At 48.3% G+C, this 17,277-nt stretch carries 18 protein-coding genes; all 18 read left to right on the top strand.

Going from position 1 to position 17,277, the window contains the following annotated elements; translation table 11 throughout:
• Positions 1 to 3 precede the first annotated feature (3 nt).
• The 18 genes from budA (at position 4) to FZ040_RS00750 (ending at position 17,268) form a co-directional block, all read left to right on the top strand.
• Positions 4 to 831, top strand: coding sequence for an acetolactate decarboxylase (budA, locus tag FZ040_RS00670; protein ID WP_149170226.1), 828 nt, complete (start codon positions 4 to 6; stop codon positions 829 to 831).
• A gap of 62 nt (positions 832 to 893) precedes the next feature.
• A complete protein-coding gene (locus FZ040_RS00675; protein ID WP_149170227.1) occupies positions 894 to 1,718 on the top strand; it encodes a M15 family metallopeptidase in 825 nt (274 codons plus the stop codon).
• Between the two features lie 166 nt (positions 1,719 to 1,884).
• A complete protein-coding gene (locus tag FZ040_RS14170) occupies positions 1,885 to 2,016 on the top strand; it encodes a hypothetical protein (protein WP_255448685.1) in 132 nt (43 codons plus the stop codon).
• 21 nt (positions 2,017 to 2,037) lie between these two features.
• On the top strand, positions 2,038 to 3,138 hold the full coding sequence (locus FZ040_RS00680) for a DHH family phosphoesterase (protein ID WP_149170228.1): 1,101 nt from the start codon (positions 2,038 to 2,040) through the stop codon (positions 3,136 to 3,138).
• Between the two features lie 367 nt (positions 3,139 to 3,505).
• Complete coding sequence (locus FZ040_RS14175) at positions 3,506 to 3,745, top strand: alpha/beta hydrolase (protein ID WP_255448686.1); 240 nt, start codon at positions 3,506 to 3,508, stop codon at positions 3,743 to 3,745.
• Positions 3,746 to 3,879: 134 nt separating this feature from the next.
• Complete coding sequence (locus tag FZ040_RS00690) at positions 3,880 to 5,178, top strand: NlpC/P60 family protein (RefSeq protein WP_255448687.1); 1,299 nt, start codon at positions 3,880 to 3,882, stop codon at positions 5,176 to 5,178.
• A 66-nt stretch (positions 5,179 to 5,244) separates the two neighbouring features.
• Positions 5,245 to 6,486 (top strand): STAS domain-containing protein, encoded by a 1,242-nt coding sequence (locus FZ040_RS00695; protein ID WP_149170230.1) that lies wholly within the window; start codon positions 5,245 to 5,247, stop codon positions 6,484 to 6,486.
• A gap of 23 nt (positions 6,487 to 6,509) precedes the next feature.
• Complete coding sequence (locus FZ040_RS00700) at positions 6,510 to 7,304, top strand: transporter substrate-binding domain-containing protein (RefSeq protein ID WP_149170231.1); 795 nt, start codon at positions 6,510 to 6,512, stop codon at positions 7,302 to 7,304.
• Positions 7,305 to 7,444: 140 nt separating this feature from the next.
• Positions 7,445 to 7,777, top strand: coding sequence for an STAS domain-containing protein (locus tag FZ040_RS00705; protein ID WP_149170232.1), 333 nt, complete (start codon positions 7,445 to 7,447; stop codon positions 7,775 to 7,777).
• A 20-nt stretch (positions 7,778 to 7,797) separates the two neighbouring features.
• Entirely contained in the window at positions 7,798 to 8,226 is a 429-nt protein-coding gene (locus FZ040_RS00710) for an ATP-binding protein (RefSeq protein WP_187620182.1), read from the top strand.
• 36 nt (positions 8,227 to 8,262) lie between these two features.
• Complete coding sequence (locus tag FZ040_RS00715; protein WP_187620183.1) at positions 8,263 to 9,849, top strand: dicarboxylate/amino acid:cation symporter; 1,587 nt, start codon at positions 8,263 to 8,265, stop codon at positions 9,847 to 9,849.
• A 24-nt stretch (positions 9,850 to 9,873) separates the two neighbouring features.
• Entirely contained in the window at positions 9,874 to 12,081 is a 2,208-nt protein-coding gene (locus FZ040_RS00720; RefSeq protein ID WP_149170235.1) for a SpoIIE family protein phosphatase, read from the top strand.
• A gap of 80 nt (positions 12,082 to 12,161) precedes the next feature.
• Entirely contained in the window at positions 12,162 to 13,685 is a 1,524-nt protein-coding gene (gene preA, locus FZ040_RS00725; RefSeq protein ID WP_149170236.1) for an NAD-dependent dihydropyrimidine dehydrogenase subunit PreA, read from the top strand.
• A 96-nt stretch (positions 13,686 to 13,781) separates the two neighbouring features.
• Positions 13,782 to 14,129, top strand: a complete 348-nt coding sequence (locus FZ040_RS00730) for a sensor histidine kinase (protein WP_187620184.1) — start codon at positions 13,782 to 13,784, stop codon at positions 14,127 to 14,129.
• Positions 14,130 to 14,239: 110 nt separating this feature from the next.
• Positions 14,240 to 14,824, top strand: a complete 585-nt coding sequence (locus FZ040_RS00735) for a DUF5662 family protein (RefSeq protein ID WP_149170238.1) — start codon at positions 14,240 to 14,242, stop codon at positions 14,822 to 14,824.
• Between the two features lie 153 nt (positions 14,825 to 14,977).
• Positions 14,978 to 15,343 carry a DUF488 domain-containing protein gene (locus tag FZ040_RS00740; RefSeq protein WP_149170239.1) on the top strand — a complete coding sequence of 122 codons (366 nt, stop codon included), beginning with the start codon at positions 14,978 to 14,980 and terminating at the stop codon, positions 15,341 to 15,343.
• Positions 15,344 to 15,499: 156 nt separating this feature from the next.
• Positions 15,500 to 16,216, top strand: coding sequence for a hypothetical protein (locus tag FZ040_RS00745; protein WP_149170240.1), 717 nt, complete (start codon positions 15,500 to 15,502; stop codon positions 16,214 to 16,216).
• 221 nt (positions 16,217 to 16,437) lie between these two features.
• Entirely contained in the window at positions 16,438 to 17,268 is an 831-nt protein-coding gene (locus FZ040_RS00750; protein WP_222930924.1) for an MBL fold metallo-hydrolase, read from the top strand.
• The last annotated feature ends 9 nt before the right edge of the window (positions 17,269 to 17,277 follow it).

Here is a 17,277-nt window from a genome sequence, read left to right on the forward strand (position 1 = left end):
TGTATGAAAATGTATCAGACGAAGAAGGTTTTGGCATCTCTTTTGGCAGGCCTGATGATTGGCAGTACCGGCTATGCGGCCACAGCTGACCGCGAGAGCATTGCTCAGGTAGCGTTGTTGCAGTCGTTGGCGCAAGGGTATTTTGGCGGAACGGTTACGGCTGGTCAGCTCCGCAAGCTTGGGGACACGGGCATCGGAACGTTTGAGGGCTTAAACGGTGAGATGATTGTGCTCGATGGCAAGGTCTATCAGGCGTTGGGCGATGGGCGCGTTATCGTTGCTCCGGATAAGACGATTATCCCGTATGCCACCGTGACATTCTTCGACAAAGATATTGCTGTTAATTTAAAAGATATTAAGGACAAGGCCGCCTTTGAAAAGATTTTGAACGAGGAAGTTCAGAAACAGGGCGCCAACAGCTTCTATATGGTCAAACTTCATGCTCAGTTTGATTCGGTGCTGTTCCGGAGCGAATACGGCAGCAAGGAGCCGTATCCAACGCTCGTGGAGGCATTAAAGGGGAAACAGACGGAGTTCACTGAGAAAAACATAAACGGTACGTTGGTGGGACTCTATTGCCCCAGCTATATGGGAGAACTTAACTCCGTGGGCTGGCATTTCCATTTCCTGTCGGATGATAAGAAAAAGGGTGGCCATATCTTAGAACTTTCGCTTAAAGATGGAACCATCTATCTGGATAAAACGGATAAGTTCACCATGATCCTGCATGATGACAAAAAATTCCATGACATCAATCTGGCCAAGGATATGAAAGAAGATATCCGCAGCGCCGAACAAGATACCAAGAGCAGTTTACAAGGTGGAAAATAACTTCAGGCATTTTTCAATACCTATTTTCCAACGTGAGTTTATGAAGTGGGAGGCATATAGTTATGCATAAGAAATTGGGAAAAATAGTTTGTGGTGTGTGTTTGGCAGCTAGTCTGACTGTTCCTTTGCCTGTTAATGAACCAATAATGGGCGTCGCTGAAGCGGCACCTGTAGTTGCGACAGCGGCGGTGAAGGTGGATCCGGCGGATAGTTCCGGTTTTGTGGAGCTTTCCGAGGCAGTGCCGGATGTCATTTTAGAGCCACGCTATTATTCAACTTATAACTTTGTGGGAGACCGCATTGCGGGGTACAGTGTTCCACGTATCTTCATGACCAAGGAAGCAGCTAAGGCGCTCAAGGATGTTTCCGATGATGTGATGAAGCAGGGGTACCGACTGAAGATTTATGATGCTTATCGGCCCCAGATGGCTGTGGATAATTTTGTAGCCTGGGCAGAAAATTTGGGGGATAAGCGCATGAAGGATTATTTTTATCCCCAGGTGGATAAAAACAGGCTTTTTGCCGACGGCTATATTGACGCCAAGTCAGGTCACAGCCGTGGATCAACAGTAGATTTGACGCTGTTTGATATGCAGACCGGCAAGGATGTGGATATGGGAAATGTCTTTGACCACTTTGGTATCGAGAGCCATCCTGACTGGTGCGGCAATCCCGAAACCGGTAAGTACATGGGTAAATACAAGGGAAACAAACGGCCTAAGGACGGAAAAATCAATGAGGTACAGTTCAAGAACCGCATGATCCTGCGTGCGGCAATGCTTCGTCATGGGTTCAAGCCCCTGGATACGGAATGGTGGCACTTTACTCTGAAGAATGAGCCGTATCCGGATACATATTTCACCTTTCCAATTCAGAAGCTGATGTAAGAAATTCATATTGTGTAAAATAGGGGCTGCGCTAGCACAGTCCCTTCGTACTTAATATAGGAGTGAGAAAGATTAACAGGAGTAAAAAATATTTTGTTGCAGGCGGAAACCGTGGGTGATGCGATTGGTCGGAATGTATTCGCGCACGAATAATGGAGGGGCCTAAATGTCAGTAAGGAATATGCCGGATGCTGAAACTATCCTGGGCAATGCGCTGGTAGTTGAGGCTAAGTATCGTCAGCCGGAGGCATATAGCGGACGGGATATAACCTTGGACTATTATGGTCATTCATCATAACGTGAAAGTGAGGAAATTTCCATGCAAAAGAAACAACAATCCATACTGCCAAGCTGCGTCCTATTTCTCATAGTGGCGCTTATTTCTTACGCTCCCGTTGCAGGTGCCGCTCGTAAGCATAATATCAATTATCCTGCGTATATGCAGGGAATTGATTATGGCAATGGCCCGGTTTATGTCATCGGACATAAACCTCCTGACTCAGACAGCGTATGCACGGTGATTGCCTATGCGAACCTGAAAAGGGAATTAGGCATAAACGCTGAGGCCAGGCTTGCTTCACCGGTAAACGCGGAAACATCCTACGCCCTAAAATATTTTGGCATCAAGGAACCGCCGCTGCTGGATAATGCCGCCGGCAAAAATATCATTCTCATCGATCATAACAGCTTTGCCCAGGCAGCTCCCGGCATGGAAAAGGCCAATATCCTGGAAGTCATCGACCATCACAATCTCATTGGCGATGTTAAAACGGCAGCTCCCGCTTATTACCGTAATCTGCCCATAGGCTGCGCTTCCACCATTGTGTGGCTGGAATATCTCGAAGCCAATGTTCCCATTGAAAAGCCCATGGCAGGAATGATGCTTTCCGCCATCCTGTCCGACACGGACAATTTGCAGAGTAACACCGCTACGGACCTGGACCGGCAGGCGGTAGCCGACCTCGTGGAAAAAGCAGAAATCAAAGACAGAACCGCCTATTTCCTGGCCATGGAAGAAGAATTTGCCGCTTATCGGAATATGTCGGACAAGGACATTTTCTATTCCGATTACAAGGAATTTACCGTCAACGGCATTTCCTATGGCTGCGCCACGGTCGTCGCGCTGACGCCGGAAAAAAGGCAGGCTTTGGAGAAACGGCTGGGCGACTGGGGAGTGAAAAACTTTAACACGCAAAAAATGGATATGCTTTTCCTGAAAATCCACGATTTGGAAACCTATAGGGCGACCATATCCTGCTTTGGCGACGGTGCCATGGAGTGCGCCGCCAAAGCCTTTAACACGGTGGACGGAAACAAAATCCTCCTGAACAAAAATCTTTCCAGGAAAAAGGTAGTCCGTCTCCTTCAGCCGCAAATCGAAAAATGGGCGACAACGCAAAGGCAGAAGCAAGCGGCATAAGCAAGACTTATCATTATACAATGGCAATTTACCTTTCCCGTTCAGAAACTGAGGTAAGGAGTGAGAAAGATTAACAGGAGTAAAAAAAATATTTTGCGCATTTGTATCATAACTCTGCTATTGCTGGCAGTTGCAGGTTATATTATCGGCAGTGGCTTTGTAGACTATGCCTTGCTGCGGGAAAGTCCGGAAGATCCTGCGTCTATACCGGAAGCGGCAGCGGCGATTGTGGAGCCAGGGCTCGATGCCCCAGCTAAGCCACAGGCCGAAAATGAGCAATGGACAATAACCTCTCAGGATGGCTTGAAACTTGTGGCAACTCATTTTTCGCCAAAGGAACCCAGCAGCCGTTGGGTAATCTTGGTGCATGATTTCGGATGCAGCTCCTCTGCGCAGTGTTCCAAATACCGAAGTGCCCATGCTGTTTATTCATGGCGATGCCGATAAACTAGTGCCCTGTGAGATGATGGAGAAACTATATGCTGCCTCATCAGCCCCTGCTAAGGATAAACTCATCGTAGCAGGAGCAGGTCATGCTGATGCCAAAAAGACCGCTCCCCTGGAATATTACCAACGGGTATTTGCCTTTTTGGCAAAATACATGTAGACAGCAAAGAGCATAGCCATGCGTAGAATAGTCTGCACAATAGAAGGGGAGAAAATTACATGTATCCATACAATTTTTCATACATACGAAGGATAACTTGGGAAAAAAATGTTATCCTAGCGGCAGTCACAGCTTTGCTGGTTTTGCTTGGGGGTGGAAGCACCTCCTATGCATCGATTGCAATCCATGGTGATAGAGCCACGGCTGGTTATTGGACAGAAAGAAACCTTGATGGGGAGAAACTGTGTCTGACGCGGGAGGAGATTATCGCCCTCAATCAGACGATGCGGGAAAAAATTACCAGCTTGACGGATCTGATGAACTATGCGCAGACGGTTGACGGCGCAACGCTAAAGGAGCTGATACTTGGCGCACAGCAGGATTTTCGTGGGGAAAGTGAGCCAGGCGAGCATTATGACAAAGGTGGCAGCCCAATCCGCCAGTATGATTACTACGTGGCACAGGGGAACTGCAATTTAGAGGCTGTTCCAGCAAGCTTCGATGTCCGCTACGGTGTAGTTACTATGCGGACCAATATGCGTCTCCTGCCGACCAGTAAATATTATTTTGATGATAAGTCCTTTCAGCATTATGACGATTTGCAGGGAACGGCTCTTGACCCTTGTGAACCGCTCTTGGTGCTGCATACGAGCAAGGACGGAGCCTTTGCTTTTGCCATCGGACGTTATTACAAGGGATGGGTAAGTCTTGGCGCCATTGGGTTTACGGACAGGGCAGTCTGGGAAAAATATGTGTCGCCGGAAAACTTTCTCGTAGTGACAGACCATAAGAAAAAAGTTCATGTGGGCGGTGCCTGGAATGTACTTTTCCAGATGGGCAGCATCATTCCCTTGAAATCGTCTGTGCCTCAGGGCGGTTTCTATCAGGCGATTATTCCCGTGGAAATCAACGGTCACCTTTCGGAAGCAGTAGTTCCCGTCAAGGTAGACAGCACCGTAAATCTTGGCTATCTCCCCTGCACGCCCAACAATTTCGTGCGACAGTCCCTGAAATTCCTGGGGGATGTTTACGGTTGGGGCGGTATGGAGGAGAGTGTTGACTGCTCTTCCTTTGTGCAGGATATTTACCGTTCCATGGGGATCTTAATTCCCCGCGATGCGGATCAGCAGGAACTGGCCATGAATCACTCCGTATCACTAGCGGGGCTTGATACCGCTGCCCGCTATCAAAAAGCAGCGGAGGCACCTGTTGGCGCACTGTTCTTTAAGCCAGGTCATGTGATGTTCTATCTGGGCAAAGATGCCAAAGGCAATTTTTTGGTGATTCACTCTGCCAGCAGCTATTTCACCTTCGCTGGCAATAAGAGCAAAAAACACTACATCCGGCGGGTCCTGGTTTCTGACCTCAACTTCCAAAATGGCAAAGCCGTCCGGACCATTGACGGCATGACTTCGATTGGAAGTTGTTTCTAAATTGTTTGGAATGAGGGAACTATGATAGGTTCCTGTCATTTGAATTATGTTGAGGGGGGACGATAAATGTCCGTAACGAATAGGCTGGCACGAGTCAATCCGGTTTATTTTACCGCCAAGACAGCAGTGAGCCTGATGGCACAGGCGGGCATACCAGATGCGGATAAGATTGTTCGTGCCTTAGCTTTGGAAAACAATGCACCACTGCAAAATATGCCGGATGCTGAAACCATCCTGGGCAATGCAATCGTAGTTGAGGCCAAGTATCGCACCATGTGCCGCTTGATTGAGGGGGCAGGGGGGAAGACCTTAGTGGATTTGCCATGCGGTTATACGCCAAAGGCGATTCACATGACGGAACATGGCAGGACATTTGTTGGGCTGGACCTTCCTATTGTTGTCCAGGAAGTTGAACCGATTATCCGCAAGCTGGTTGGACAATCAGAAAATATTTCCTTCCATGGAGTAGACGCCACTAACTTCAACTCATTGCAAACAGCTTTGCGTGATGTTGGCGGGCCTTTATGTATCACAACTGAGGGCATGATGATGTATTTCAGTGATGACGAGGCTGAGACTGTCGTCGTCAATATCCAACGCCTGCTGAGAGAACATGGCGGCTGCTGGATCACTCCGGATCCTGAATTTGCGTTGCAGTTTAGCGGTACCTTTCAGGCTGTCTTTGGCGAAGAATCTCTGGCTAAGCTCATGGCGACAAAGAATACGGCTCAAGGGCAGTCAGCCGTGGCTGCTTTAGGAAATTCTTTTATCATAGAGCCGTCAGACATACCTGCTTCGCAGGCAAGAGCTGAATCACTTTTAGCAAGGTACGGCCTCAAAGCTGAAAAGGTTAATCTTGGGGGAAATATGCCGGAATTAAGCGTTTATAAGCAGCTTACGACAGAACAGATTGTGCGCTTTAAGGAAGCGATGCGTCAGTGCCATTATTGGCACATTACCATTGATGAGACAAAGAGATTACGAGATACGGAGAGGTTTATGGAAGAGAGTCCTTTTGCGCTGGAATACGCTGCGAAAAAGGGAATACTTCACCTATCGCTGTGTGGCCGGCTTGACACTATCTCAGCACCGCAACTGCTGTTGGTGTGGGAGAAGGTCAATAATGGCGGAAGTATTGCAGGGGTTATAATAGACTGTACCCAATTGCAGTATATATCATCGGCAGGAATTCGCTTACTGCGTGCTATGCAGGAAAGCTGCAGCTGTCGCATCGATTTTTCCGGAGCAAATGCAAAAGTAAAAGAAATCCTGCAGCAGAACGGATTTTGGATGATGGATGAGACCTGAATGGTGGAAAGGTGGAAACAGATATGCTGAAAAAAGTTGCGCTAGCTAATCGATTGTGCCTGCTATTGCTGGCGATATTGATGCTGGTGGGGGTAAATGCAGAGGCTGGTCATTTGGAGGACATTGCTGCCAGAGGAATGATTCGGATTGGTACCACTGGGGATTACATACCCATGTCATACTTGAATCCGCAAACGGGAAAATATGAAGGAATCGATGCGGAGCTGTCACAGCTTATTGCTGACTCCCTGGGAGTAAAAATCCAGTATGTACCGACAACTTGGCCAACCCTTGCCGCCGATACACAGGCAGGGAAATTCGATATTGCTCTCTGCGGCATTTCCCGTAATTTTAATCGGGCAAGAACCATGGCTATGTCGGATGCTTATGGGGAAGGAATTTTTGGCAAGACCATCCTCTGTCGTGCTAAGGACGCAAAGCGATTTAAAAGCCTGGCAGATATTGATAGGCCGGAAGTTCGGGTGATGATTAACCCGGGCGGGACAAATGAGAAGTTTGCCCATGCGAATTTCAAACAAGCACAGCTTATCGTCTATAATGACAATGCAGACATCCCCCGTCAAATTGCAACGGGCAAGGCAGATATCATGATTACGGAAACTGTGGAGGCTGCACACTATGTACGCATGGATAAGCGGCTGGCTGCTCCGCTTAAGGACAAACCATTTACGCGTCATTCCTGTGGTATTCTGATGGCAAAAGGCGATCAGGAATGGTTGAATTACATCAATTTCGTACTGGCAGAGCTGAAGATGGACGGTACCATGGAGAGGCTGGAGAAAAAATATCTGAAATAAGGAGCGCAAAAAAGACCGTCATAGTGGCGGCCTTTTTTGCGCTCAGTTTGTCGTTGTCACTGATGGAGATGAAAAGAAGGAATTTTATGATATTTTATAGAAGTTATGAAAAATAGTTAAAGATTAGGAGGCTGGGTATCATGGCAAGCGAGATTGTACAAAAGGAAATAAAATTGGATAGTGGTTGGCTCTCATGGAGTGTGGAGGGGCGCATTGACATTACCTCTGCTGATTCAGTTTTTCAAAGCGGGGAGGCAATTGTAGGGCGTGAGGAAAAAATTGTCATGGATATGAGTGGCGTGGCTTATATTTCCAGTGCTGGGCTCCGAGTTCTTTTGCGCCTCTTGAAGAAGGCTCAGAAGGAAGGCAAGGAGTTCACGGTGGCAGGAGCTGCCGGCATGGTGAAGAAGGTTCTGATAGACAGCAGTATGGATACGCTTTTGAACATGCGTGAATCCTTGGATGATTTTTGATGCCAGCTGGGGGTGAAGGAATGAAAGACTTGTCAGCGTGGCAGAAATATCCTGCCATCAGGGAAATGTATGACATCATGAGGGATGATATTATAGCAAACGCGCAGGCAGCAGGACTTTCTGAAATGAGGGAAATACAACTGGAGCTCGGGATAGAAGAAATGCTAATAAATATCATAAGCTATGCTTACGATGATTCTGGGGATGTTTGGATTAGGGCGCGAAAGGAAGATTTCTTTTTCCGGTTGGATTTTGCCGACCATGGACGACCCTTTAACCCATTGTCTGAAGAAAGGTGTCTCCCGGAAGGTTTATCTGCTGAAGACAGGGAAGAAGGAGGCCTTGGTATTCAGCTTGTACGTAAAAATTTTGATAGGATGGAATATGTATATGATGATTTTCAAGGGGCAAAGGCCAATATTCTTTCCCTTTGGCTGAAAATGGTTTAGGGGACAGAGTATTGGATGGATAAAGGTGGTGGGGAAATGTTAGCTGGTAAACGGATGCAGTTTAGCAATGAAGACCTTGAGAAAACCATAGAAGAGGTGCGTGCTGTTTTTGAAAGTTCAGCGGTGTCACAGGATGACTGTATAAAAATCTGCCTATTGCTAGAAGAAGCCTTACTGCGCTGCCGGCAGCATTTCGGCAGGGCGCATACATACAGCCTGAAAATCCAAAAGTGGTTTGGGGTGCCTAAAGTCATCATACGCATCAAAGGGGAACCCTTTGACCCGCTCTATACTGATGATGACGATGAGGAGATTTTGTCTTCCGAAATCTTAAAAGGGCTGATGAGTTACGAACATGCGGAAACGGTTTATACGTATCGGAATGGCTGCAATGAAATCAGTACCTATGTCAGGAAAGAGCGCAAGCCGATAAAAATTCCTGGGGGAGCTATTACCATAGCGGCGCTTTTGGCAGTTTTATGTGCTGCTATCCATGCGGCCTTGCCAGCAGCATGGCAGGCGGCCGTCCTAGAGGATGCCGCTGAGCCGCTATTGAAGACCTTGATGGGACTTATTGTTGCGGTCACCGGTCCGTTCGTTTTTATCTCCATCGTGGATGGCATTTGTCTTATGGAAGATGTAGCCACCTTCAGCAATGTCGGGATTCGGGTTATACGCCGCTTTTTTGCTGTCATGTTGCTGATGTCCCTGTTTGCGGCTGCTGTATGCCAGCTGTTTTTTCCTGTCCTTGCCTGGCAAGGGGAAAGCAACCTGGCGCCGGCGGAGCTGATTCGGCTGTTTCTGGGAATTCTGCCGCGTAATTTGCTTGCACCCTTTGTCGAAGGCAATATCTTGCAGATCGTTTGTATTGCCATATTGACAGGAATCAGCATCCTGACTTTGACCAATGTGATTCCCCACTTGAAAACTATCATCAGTGAATTGAATAAACTCATTTTTAAAATGATGGATATCGTTTCAAAGGTTATATATGTGGCCATTTTTCTGAACGTGTTCAAGGTGATTGCTGGCAGCAGCATGGAAACGATTTTTGCCGTGTGGCGGATCATTGCTGCTAATTATGTATTCTGTATTGGTTTTGGGCTGCTCATGTTCCTGCATGTTGCCTATAAATACAAGCTGGATATGGCGGATTTTATGCGGAAAGGTGCGCGCGTGTTTCTGATATCTTTTTCCACGGCCAGCAATACAGCGGCCATGTCGGCCAATGTGGTTTTTGCCAAAAAAGATTTGCAAATCGAAGGGAAGTTTTGCGATTTTTGGCTGCCGCTTTCCCATGCGATGTTTTCGCCTTCGGCAGCAGCGGCACTGGTGGCTGGGGTGTTTTATACGGCTTACAATGCGCAGCTGGAGTTATCCTTGTTCTCGCTGATTATAACCATTATCCTGGCCTTGCAGCTGAGTATTGCTACTCCACCGGTGCCAGGCGGCATCATGGCCATATATGCCATCATCTTCAATCAGCTGGCCTTGCCACTAGATTACATTGGCATGTTGATGGTTTCGGCCGTTTTTGTGGTAAATATATCCTCGGTCATGTCAATGTTGATTCGGGATTGCGAACTGGTAGATATTGCTGGGGAGATTGGAAAAAGAGGGTGAATCGGTAAAGGAGCAGTTAGGTAAATGGGAAAGTTTTTGATGGCTTTACGAAACTTAGTGCACAGGCAGCCGAGCATCAGGCAACGGCTGCTGCGTCTGCTGGTTATAAGCAGTCTGCTCTCGGCGTTGGTGTTTGCCGGGTTGTCCTTTTATGGCATTACCTTTGTCCGTAGGGATATCGCTGATATGGGAAGGCAGCTCTCGGAATCAGGGGCTGAGTACACAAAACAGTATATCAATAAGACCAGCGAGGATACGTTAGCAGGACTGGCCAAGGCAGAAGCTGGATATATTGACCGTGAAATGGCGCTGATGCAGCATGATGTGCAGCTTTTGTCAGAAGCATTGACATGGATACAGCTGCATCCGGAAAATTTCCTGCCAGGGAATGTCTTTGATGTGTATAACGGGAAGGTTCCGCCTACGGCACCGTGTGTTCTTTACAGTCCGGAAGTGCGAAAGCGTGGTATCAAAACGGTACAAAAGGAAGTGGAGCTGGCTGCCAATATCAAGGGCACCTTAGTGCCGATAGAAAAGTCTTATGGCAATGACAGCTATTCGGCAACTTATTTTTGTAGCAAACACGGATTCTTGATTTGCAGCAGCGTATTTCCTGGCGAGGCGTACAGCCCTATGTCCGATGACCCGGCCTTTGACTACGACCCTCGTGTCCGGCCTTGGTATATAAATGCTGTTGAAGCAAAGCGGGCGGTGTTTTCCATGCCGTATCTTACGATTTTGAACGCGGAACATAGCGATGTGGAGGTAATAAGCTGCTCTGTTCCCTATTACGATGCGGAAGGTATTGCTGGAGTAGCCAGCATGGATATGGCTACTGAAAAGCTGCGGCGGTATATCCACGATACTGCCATTGGGGAAAAGGGCGTCAATTTTGTCCTTTCGAATGAAGGAAGAATTATCTTTTCGCCTCAGCAGCAAGGTGTGCTGGCAGAGAAAAACAAAACACAGGACTTGCGGGAAAGTGAGTTGCCGGAGCTGGCCCAGGCTGCTGGTAAAATGGCCAATGGGGAAAGTGGTATGATGCCTGTTGAGCTATATGGCGAAAAATATATGCTGGCCTTTGCGCCGATTCCCACCATGGGATGGAGCCTTGGTATTCTGGTGTCACAGGATGACATGTCATCTTCTCTGCAGGAAAGCCAGAATTATTATATGGGACAGATGGATAATTTTAAGGATAACTTGCAAAGAGAGTACCTTTTCCTGTTACAGGTAGCACTTTTGGCGCTGCTTATTATGATTGTCCTGATGTTTTTACTGTCGGAACGGCTTTCGGACAGGTTCGTCAAGCCCATAAAGCAGATGGCTGATGGTGTCAGAGAGATTTCGGGGGGCAATCTCGACAAGAAATTGACGATAAACACCGGCGATGAAATCGAACATTTGGCAACCTGTTTCAATGCCATGACTGATGAGCTGAAAGCGTACATCGATAATCTGTCGCAGGTGACGACTGAGCGTGAGAAAGCAGCTGCTGAGCTGTCGGTGGCAAAAAATATCCAGCTCGGGGCATTGCCACAGGATTTTTTGACTGGCCGCAAAGATTTCCAGATTTATGCATCCATGGATGCGGCCAAGGGTGTGGGGGGTGACTTTTATGATTTTTACCTGACGGATGAAAAGCACCTGGTTATCACCATCGCCGATGTAGCTGGCAAAGGCATACCGGCGGCCCTTTATATGATGCGTGCCAAGACGACGCTGAAAAATCTCGTGATGATGGCCAAAGATCCCGATGATTTTGCTGCTGTCATGATGCTCGCCAATCAGGAGCTTTGCCGGGAAAATGAGGAATTGATGTTTGTCACGGTCTTTATCGCCCAGCTTGATTTGGCGACGGGCGAACTCATCTATGTAAATGGCGGACATAATCAGCCACTGGTGCAGCAAGCGGGCAAGTTCTGTTACCTGCAGCAGCAAAAGAAGCATCTGATGCTTGGCGTGAACGAGGAAGAAATGTACGAGTCACATCGTTGGGTCCTTCAGCCAGGTGAGATGATTTTCCTCTATACTGATGGGGTGACAGAGGCTATGAACGAGGCCGGGGAAATGTATTCGGAAAATCGTTTAGTGGAAACACTGGATGGGCAAGGCGAAAAGAATGTACGAGAAATCCTCGCCGCCGTCCGGCAGGATGTGGGAACGCATGCCGGTGAGGCGGAACAATCCGATGATATCACCATGCTGGGCTTGAAGTTTTATGGGGATTAGGCAGATGTTGAGCAAAAAGAGAACAAGTGAGGAAAAAACGAACGGATAAGTTGGTTTGGTTTTGATTGGAGGGTGGCGTTATGATTCCTGGAGGAAAAGGAAATCGCAAGTATTTGCAAAATTGTGCTCTATGCCTGGATGCTCCGTGTGATAAGGTCTGCCCGAAGGCCCTGGAGCCAGCCCGCAAGATTCGGAGCATTTGGTTTGAAAACGAGAACGGTGCGGCGGTCCGTCTGCCCCAGGAAAATGTATGTGCCGCCTGCGAGGCGCCTTGTGAATCGGCGTGCCTAATGGGTGGGGAAGTGCCAATCCGAAAGGTAATGCAGTTTTTGGCGGAACAGGTAAAACCGGAACTTGGGCAGGCTGTGGCGGACGATGAAGCGATTTTGCAGACCGAGCTTTGCGGGATTCCGCTGGAAAATCCGTTTTTGCTCGCATCGTCGGTTGTTGGCAGCAATTATGATATGTGTGCCCGGGCGTTTGAAGCTGGGTGGGCAGGCGTATCGTTTAAGACAATTTGTGCGTTTCCCATCCGGGAAGCGTCGCCAAGGTTTTCGGCGATTTACAGTGCGGATGGCAGCATGATGGGCTTTAAGAATATCGAGCAGTTGTCTGACCACAGCGTTGCCGAAAATATGGCCATCTTCCGTCAGCTGAAAAAGAATTATCCGCAGAAATTTATCCTGGCCTCCATCATGGGGCGAAATGACGAAGAGTGGACAGAGCTTTCCCGGCAGTGTCAGGAAAATGGTGCCGATGCGCTGGAATTAAATTTTTCCTGTCCCAATATGATGGAGGAGGGGCTGGGCTCTGATATCGGGCAGGTACCGGCGCTGGTGGAGCGCTTCACTGCGGCGGCCAGGCGCGGGGCCAGTATTCCCATCCTGGCAAAACTCACGCCGAATGTAGCGCGCATGAGTCCGGCGGCTGAGGCGGCGCTTAATGGCGGGGCCGACGGACTTTCGGCGATTAACACCATCAAGAGCCTGATGGCGGTAAATCCCGATACTTATGTCAGCAGTCCCGATGTTCATGGCAGGTCAGCCGTGGGCGGTTATAGCGGCAATGCCGTAAAGCCGATTGCTTTGCGCTTTGTGGCTGAGCTCGCGCAGAATCCAAAGCTTCGCGGCCTGCATTTAAGCGGCATGGGCGGCGTGGAAAGCTGGCGGGATGCGCTCGAATTTATGCTGCTTGGCGCGGGCTCGATACAGGTGACGACGGCGGTCATGCAGTACGGCTACCGCATCATTGAGGATTTGAAATCGGGGCTTGCGTATTATTTGCACGAAAAAGGTTTTCGCCAGGTGCATGATGTGGTGGGGCTTGGCCTCGATTCGGTAAGTGACACGACTGATACGTTGGAGCGGGGCACCATCGTATATCCGAAGTTTAACCGCAAGACCTGTATCGGCTGCGGCCGTTGCGTGATTTCCTGTATGGATGGCGGCCATCAGGCCATTTTTCTGAACGAAGGCCGGCGGCCAATCCTCAACGCCAAGAAATGCGTGGGCTGTCATCTATGTGTATTGGTATGCCCAACGGAGTCTATTTGTTCCTCGGGAAAGAGAATCAGCCAGGATAAAGGGCTGCCTAGCGAAGCGTAGGGAAGTGAGCGGATATACTAAAGTTGTAACATTGGGTGATAGTTTGTTATTCTGCATAACAAGAAAACTGGTCCGCTTGATATTCCCAAGATGCCTATGCTCATTCATGGTAACGCGGAAAAGATGGCGCGCTTGCTCGATAATCTGTTTTCCAATGCAAGTAAGTACACTTCCCCACAGGGGAAAATAGGCGTCACGCTGCATAAGCGTGAGGGAAATGTGGAACTAATCCTTAGCAATACGTGTCCGGAACTTAGTGAGCAGGAGCTTTTGCATTTGTTCGACAGGTTTTACCGTGTTGAAAAATCACGCTCGCTGCGGACGGGCGGGGCAGGTCTTGGCTTGGCTATCGCCCGTCGCATTGTCGAGCTTCATCAAGGAGAAATCTTTGCCGCGTATCATAATGGGATGATTCACATTCATGTGTGCGTTGCCGCGAATTGACCAGTCATTTGACTGGTCAATTTTAGTAGTTGGGGGAAAAAGGGGTATACATAACACGCGAAACGCATTATACTTGTTGCAGGATATTTTGGATAATGGAGGCTTTGCTTGTGAATCTGGTGGAACGTATTTGTGGTCACACTTGGATGATTCTGCGTCATAAATATTGGGTGTTTCGTTTTTGCTGTATTGCGGGGATTCCGTGGCAGGGCTTTATGCATGACTGGTCCAAGTTCTCCCCAACGGAGTTTATCGAAAGTGTAAAATACTACAATGGCAAGGTTTCACCGATAAAAATCTGCAAGCGGGAAAACAATGGGCTTTCGATGGCCTGGATTCATCATCATGGACGGAATCTGCATCATTACGAGGCCTGGTGGGATAATTTCGACCATGGCGCGCATCCGCAGGATATGCCGTACAAGTATGCGGTGGAAATGATTTGTGACTGTCTTGGGGCGGCCAAAGCTTACGGCCGGGATAAATTCACGTTTCAGGCGGAATACGAATGGTGGCAGAATAAATGTGCAACTGGGATTGGCATGAGCCCGAATATGCAGGCGTTTGTGGAAATGATACTCAGCCAGCTGGCGGCAACGGAGGATTTAACGCTGCTGCGGCCAAAGTCCCTGCGGCAGATTTATGCGGCTGCTGTAAAAGGCGGAACCTATGAAGGACAGGAAATAAGAGCGTAATATAGCGACGGGCGGTTTGACAAGTCAAATTTTGACAAGTCAGGCCGCCTTTTATGAACTGTGATAAAAATGACGGTAAGGGAAAGCGGAATGTGCTAAGGTGTTCCTATATGGGCGGTAAAATGGGAAGCGACTGCCCGAGGAGGATAGCTTATGGAGAATGAGATTTTACTCAAGCGCATCTATGAACCGCAGGAACCAAGCGATGGCTATCGGATTTTGGTGGATCGATTGTGGCCGCGCGGGATAAAGAAGGAGGCGGCTCAGCTGGATGAATGGGCCAAGGCGATAACGCCCAGTACCGAAATCCGGCGGCTCTATCATCAAGGGGAGATGCCCTTTGACGGCTTTGCGGAAGCCTATCAGGAAGAAATGGCGGACAGCGAAGCGGCTGCGGCGTTTGTCCGTCATTGCCGCGATCTGTTGACGGCACAGAATGTGACCCTGGTCTATGCGGCGAAAAACGAGCAGGAAAATCATGCGCTGGTGCTGCGGGAGTGGCTGCGGCGGAATATGTAAAAATGGGCGGTTTGACAAGTCAGATTTTGACTTGTCAGGCCGCTCGTTGTATTTTTACGGAAGGTTGACCGGTCAATGGGAAACGTTAAGTAAACTATAAGAATTAAAGGGTATAATACGGATTGTTTCACGTTGCAAAATCAAAGGAGGCTTATTTTGAGTACTTTTTGTGAACGCACCAATTCATCTGATGTAAGCTGGTGCAAAAAATGGATTTTGGCGCTGGCAATTGTCCAGACCCTGAGCATGGGGAAATCGTTCCTGTTTATGACGGGGAAAGGGGATGGTGATGCTGCTATGCTGTTCAATATAGTAACAGTAATAGCTGTTATTTTGTTCCTGATCCTGGCGATATATGTCAATTATAAGAATAAGGTCTGGCACTTTTTATTCCGGCTGCTGTTAAGTGTCATGGGCAATGTGATTTTATTGGTGATGGCCGCTTATTCTATTGGTGTTGCCGCGGCAATCGTTTGGGTGGTGGCCGCTGTCTTTGTCAATCGCCGGCGGTTTGCAGTATTTCTGCGGTATAAAAACTATATCCGCTATATCGTGGCAACGTATATCCTGACGGCTGGCCTCAGATTGGCCGTGATGCGGCTCTTTTTCCATAAGCCGGAGATGTGGCCGCTGATTCAGCTTGGTTCGTTTGCCATCAGCATGGCGGTGCTCGGCTGGTTCTATCATTTGCTCATGCAGGAGATACAGAAAGGGAGAACGTTCTTCGAGGCGACGCGCATTGTGGCGCTGATTCCCGTGGCGTTTCTCTATTTCCTCATCGGCTTGCTCACCATTGTGCCCGTGAAATTCTTCTCGGGCGAAAGTCTTTTCGGCGAAGAAGGACACGATTATCTCATTATGCCGCAAAAATAATTCGTTTGCGTATCTAAGTGACAGCGCAACAACATAAAACAGACGGTTTGACAAGTCAATGTATTGACAAGTCAGGCCGTCTGTTTTATGTTTGGGGACTTTGACAAGTCAAATTGACCGGTCATGATGTTTACAAAAATATAACGATATTGACGCTTATGGTATACTGATGTAAATATATTTTTATTAGCAAAGCAGAGATATTGGCGGGAGGTTGGCTGATGATGGGAATGACGACACGTCTGACGGTAGTGGTGGATAATGTGGCAACAGGAAAGTTTAAGGGCGAGTGGGGGCTCTCGCTGCTGTTGGAATATGGTGTACAGAAGATTTTGGTCGACTGTGGCGCGTCCGAATTGTTTGCAGCCAATATGGAAAAGTTGGGCCTATCTATTGAGGAAATCGACTACGGTGTACTCAGTCATGCGCACTTTGACCATGCCAATGGCGTACCGTATTTTTTCGCGCACAATGATAAGGCGAAGTTTTACCTGCGTGATGTGGCAGGAGAAAATTGTTACAGTCAGAAATGGTTTTTCTTTAAAGAGTATATCGGTATTCCGAAAAAGATGCTCGAAACGTATCGAAACCGGCTGGTCTTGGTGTCGGGTGATTACAAGCTCTGCGACGGTGTGTATCTGGTTCCGCATAAGACAGCACGGCTTGAGGAAATTGGCCGGAGGGAGAAGATGTATGTGAAAACTGCGGCAGGCTTTGTGTACGATGATTTTTCGCATGAGCAAAGTGTGGTCATCGAAACGGCCAAAGGGCTGGTCATCATCAATTCGTGTTGTCATGGCGGAGCGGCAAATATCATCCGCGAAGTCCAGACGACATTTCCGGGCCAGCATATTTATGGGATTATTGGCGGCTTTCATCTCTATAACAAGAGCAAAGCCGAAGTGCAAAAGGTGGCGCAGGACATCAAAGCGACAGGGATAGAGTATGTCTGCACGGGCCATTGCACGGAAGAACGGGCTTATAAGTGGTTAAAAGAAGAGCTTGGAAGCCGATTGCAAAAGATGCAGGTTGGCTTGGTGTTGGATTGGTAATCGCGTAAA

The organism is Pseudoselenomonas ruminis, from assembly GCF_008271295.1.
GTDB lineage: Bacteria > Bacillota > Negativicutes > Selenomonadales > Selenomonadaceae > Selenomonas_A > Selenomonas_A ruminis.

What these genes read in the sequence shown, in the direction of transcription:
- budA (WP_149170226.1), top strand. Translation starts at nt 4, where the DNA reads ATGAAAATGTATCAGACGAAGAAGGTTTTGGCATCTCTTTTGGCAGGC.
- FZ040_RS00675 (WP_149170227.1), top strand. Translation starts at nt 894, where the DNA reads ATGCATAAGAAATTGGGAAAAATAGTTTGTGGTGTGTGTTTGGCAGCT.
- FZ040_RS14170 (WP_255448685.1), top strand. Translation starts at nt 1,885, where the DNA reads ATGTCAGTAAGGAATATGCCGGATGCTGAAACTATCCTGGGCAATGCG.
- FZ040_RS00680 (WP_149170228.1), top strand. Translation starts at nt 2,038, where the DNA reads ATGCAAAAGAAACAACAATCCATACTGCCAAGCTGCGTCCTATTTCTC.
- FZ040_RS14175 (WP_255448686.1), top strand. Translation starts at nt 3,506, where the DNA reads ATGATTTCGGATGCAGCTCCTCTGCGCAGTGTTCCAAATACCGAAGTG.
- FZ040_RS00695 (WP_149170230.1), top strand. Translation starts at nt 5,245, where the DNA reads ATGTCCGTAACGAATAGGCTGGCACGAGTCAATCCGGTTTATTTTACC.
- FZ040_RS00700 (WP_149170231.1), top strand. Translation starts at nt 6,510, where the DNA reads ATGCTGAAAAAAGTTGCGCTAGCTAATCGATTGTGCCTGCTATTGCTG.
- FZ040_RS00705 (WP_149170232.1), top strand. Translation starts at nt 7,445, where the DNA reads ATGGCAAGCGAGATTGTACAAAAGGAAATAAAATTGGATAGTGGTTGG.
- FZ040_RS00710 (WP_187620182.1), top strand. Translation starts at nt 7,798, where the DNA reads ATGAAAGACTTGTCAGCGTGGCAGAAATATCCTGCCATCAGGGAAATG.
- FZ040_RS00715 (WP_187620183.1), top strand. Translation starts at nt 8,263, where the DNA reads ATGTTAGCTGGTAAACGGATGCAGTTTAGCAATGAAGACCTTGAGAAA.
- FZ040_RS00720 (WP_149170235.1), top strand. Translation starts at nt 9,874, where the DNA reads ATGGGAAAGTTTTTGATGGCTTTACGAAACTTAGTGCACAGGCAGCCG.
- preA (WP_149170236.1), top strand. Translation starts at nt 12,162, where the DNA reads ATGATTCCTGGAGGAAAAGGAAATCGCAAGTATTTGCAAAATTGTGCT.
- FZ040_RS00730 (WP_187620184.1), top strand. Translation starts at nt 13,782, where the DNA reads ATGCTCATTCATGGTAACGCGGAAAAGATGGCGCGCTTGCTCGATAAT.
- FZ040_RS00740 (WP_149170239.1), top strand. Translation starts at nt 14,978, where the DNA reads ATGGAGAATGAGATTTTACTCAAGCGCATCTATGAACCGCAGGAACCA.
- FZ040_RS00750 (WP_222930924.1), top strand. Translation starts at nt 16,438, where the DNA reads ATGATGGGAATGACGACACGTCTGACGGTAGTGGTGGATAATGTGGCA.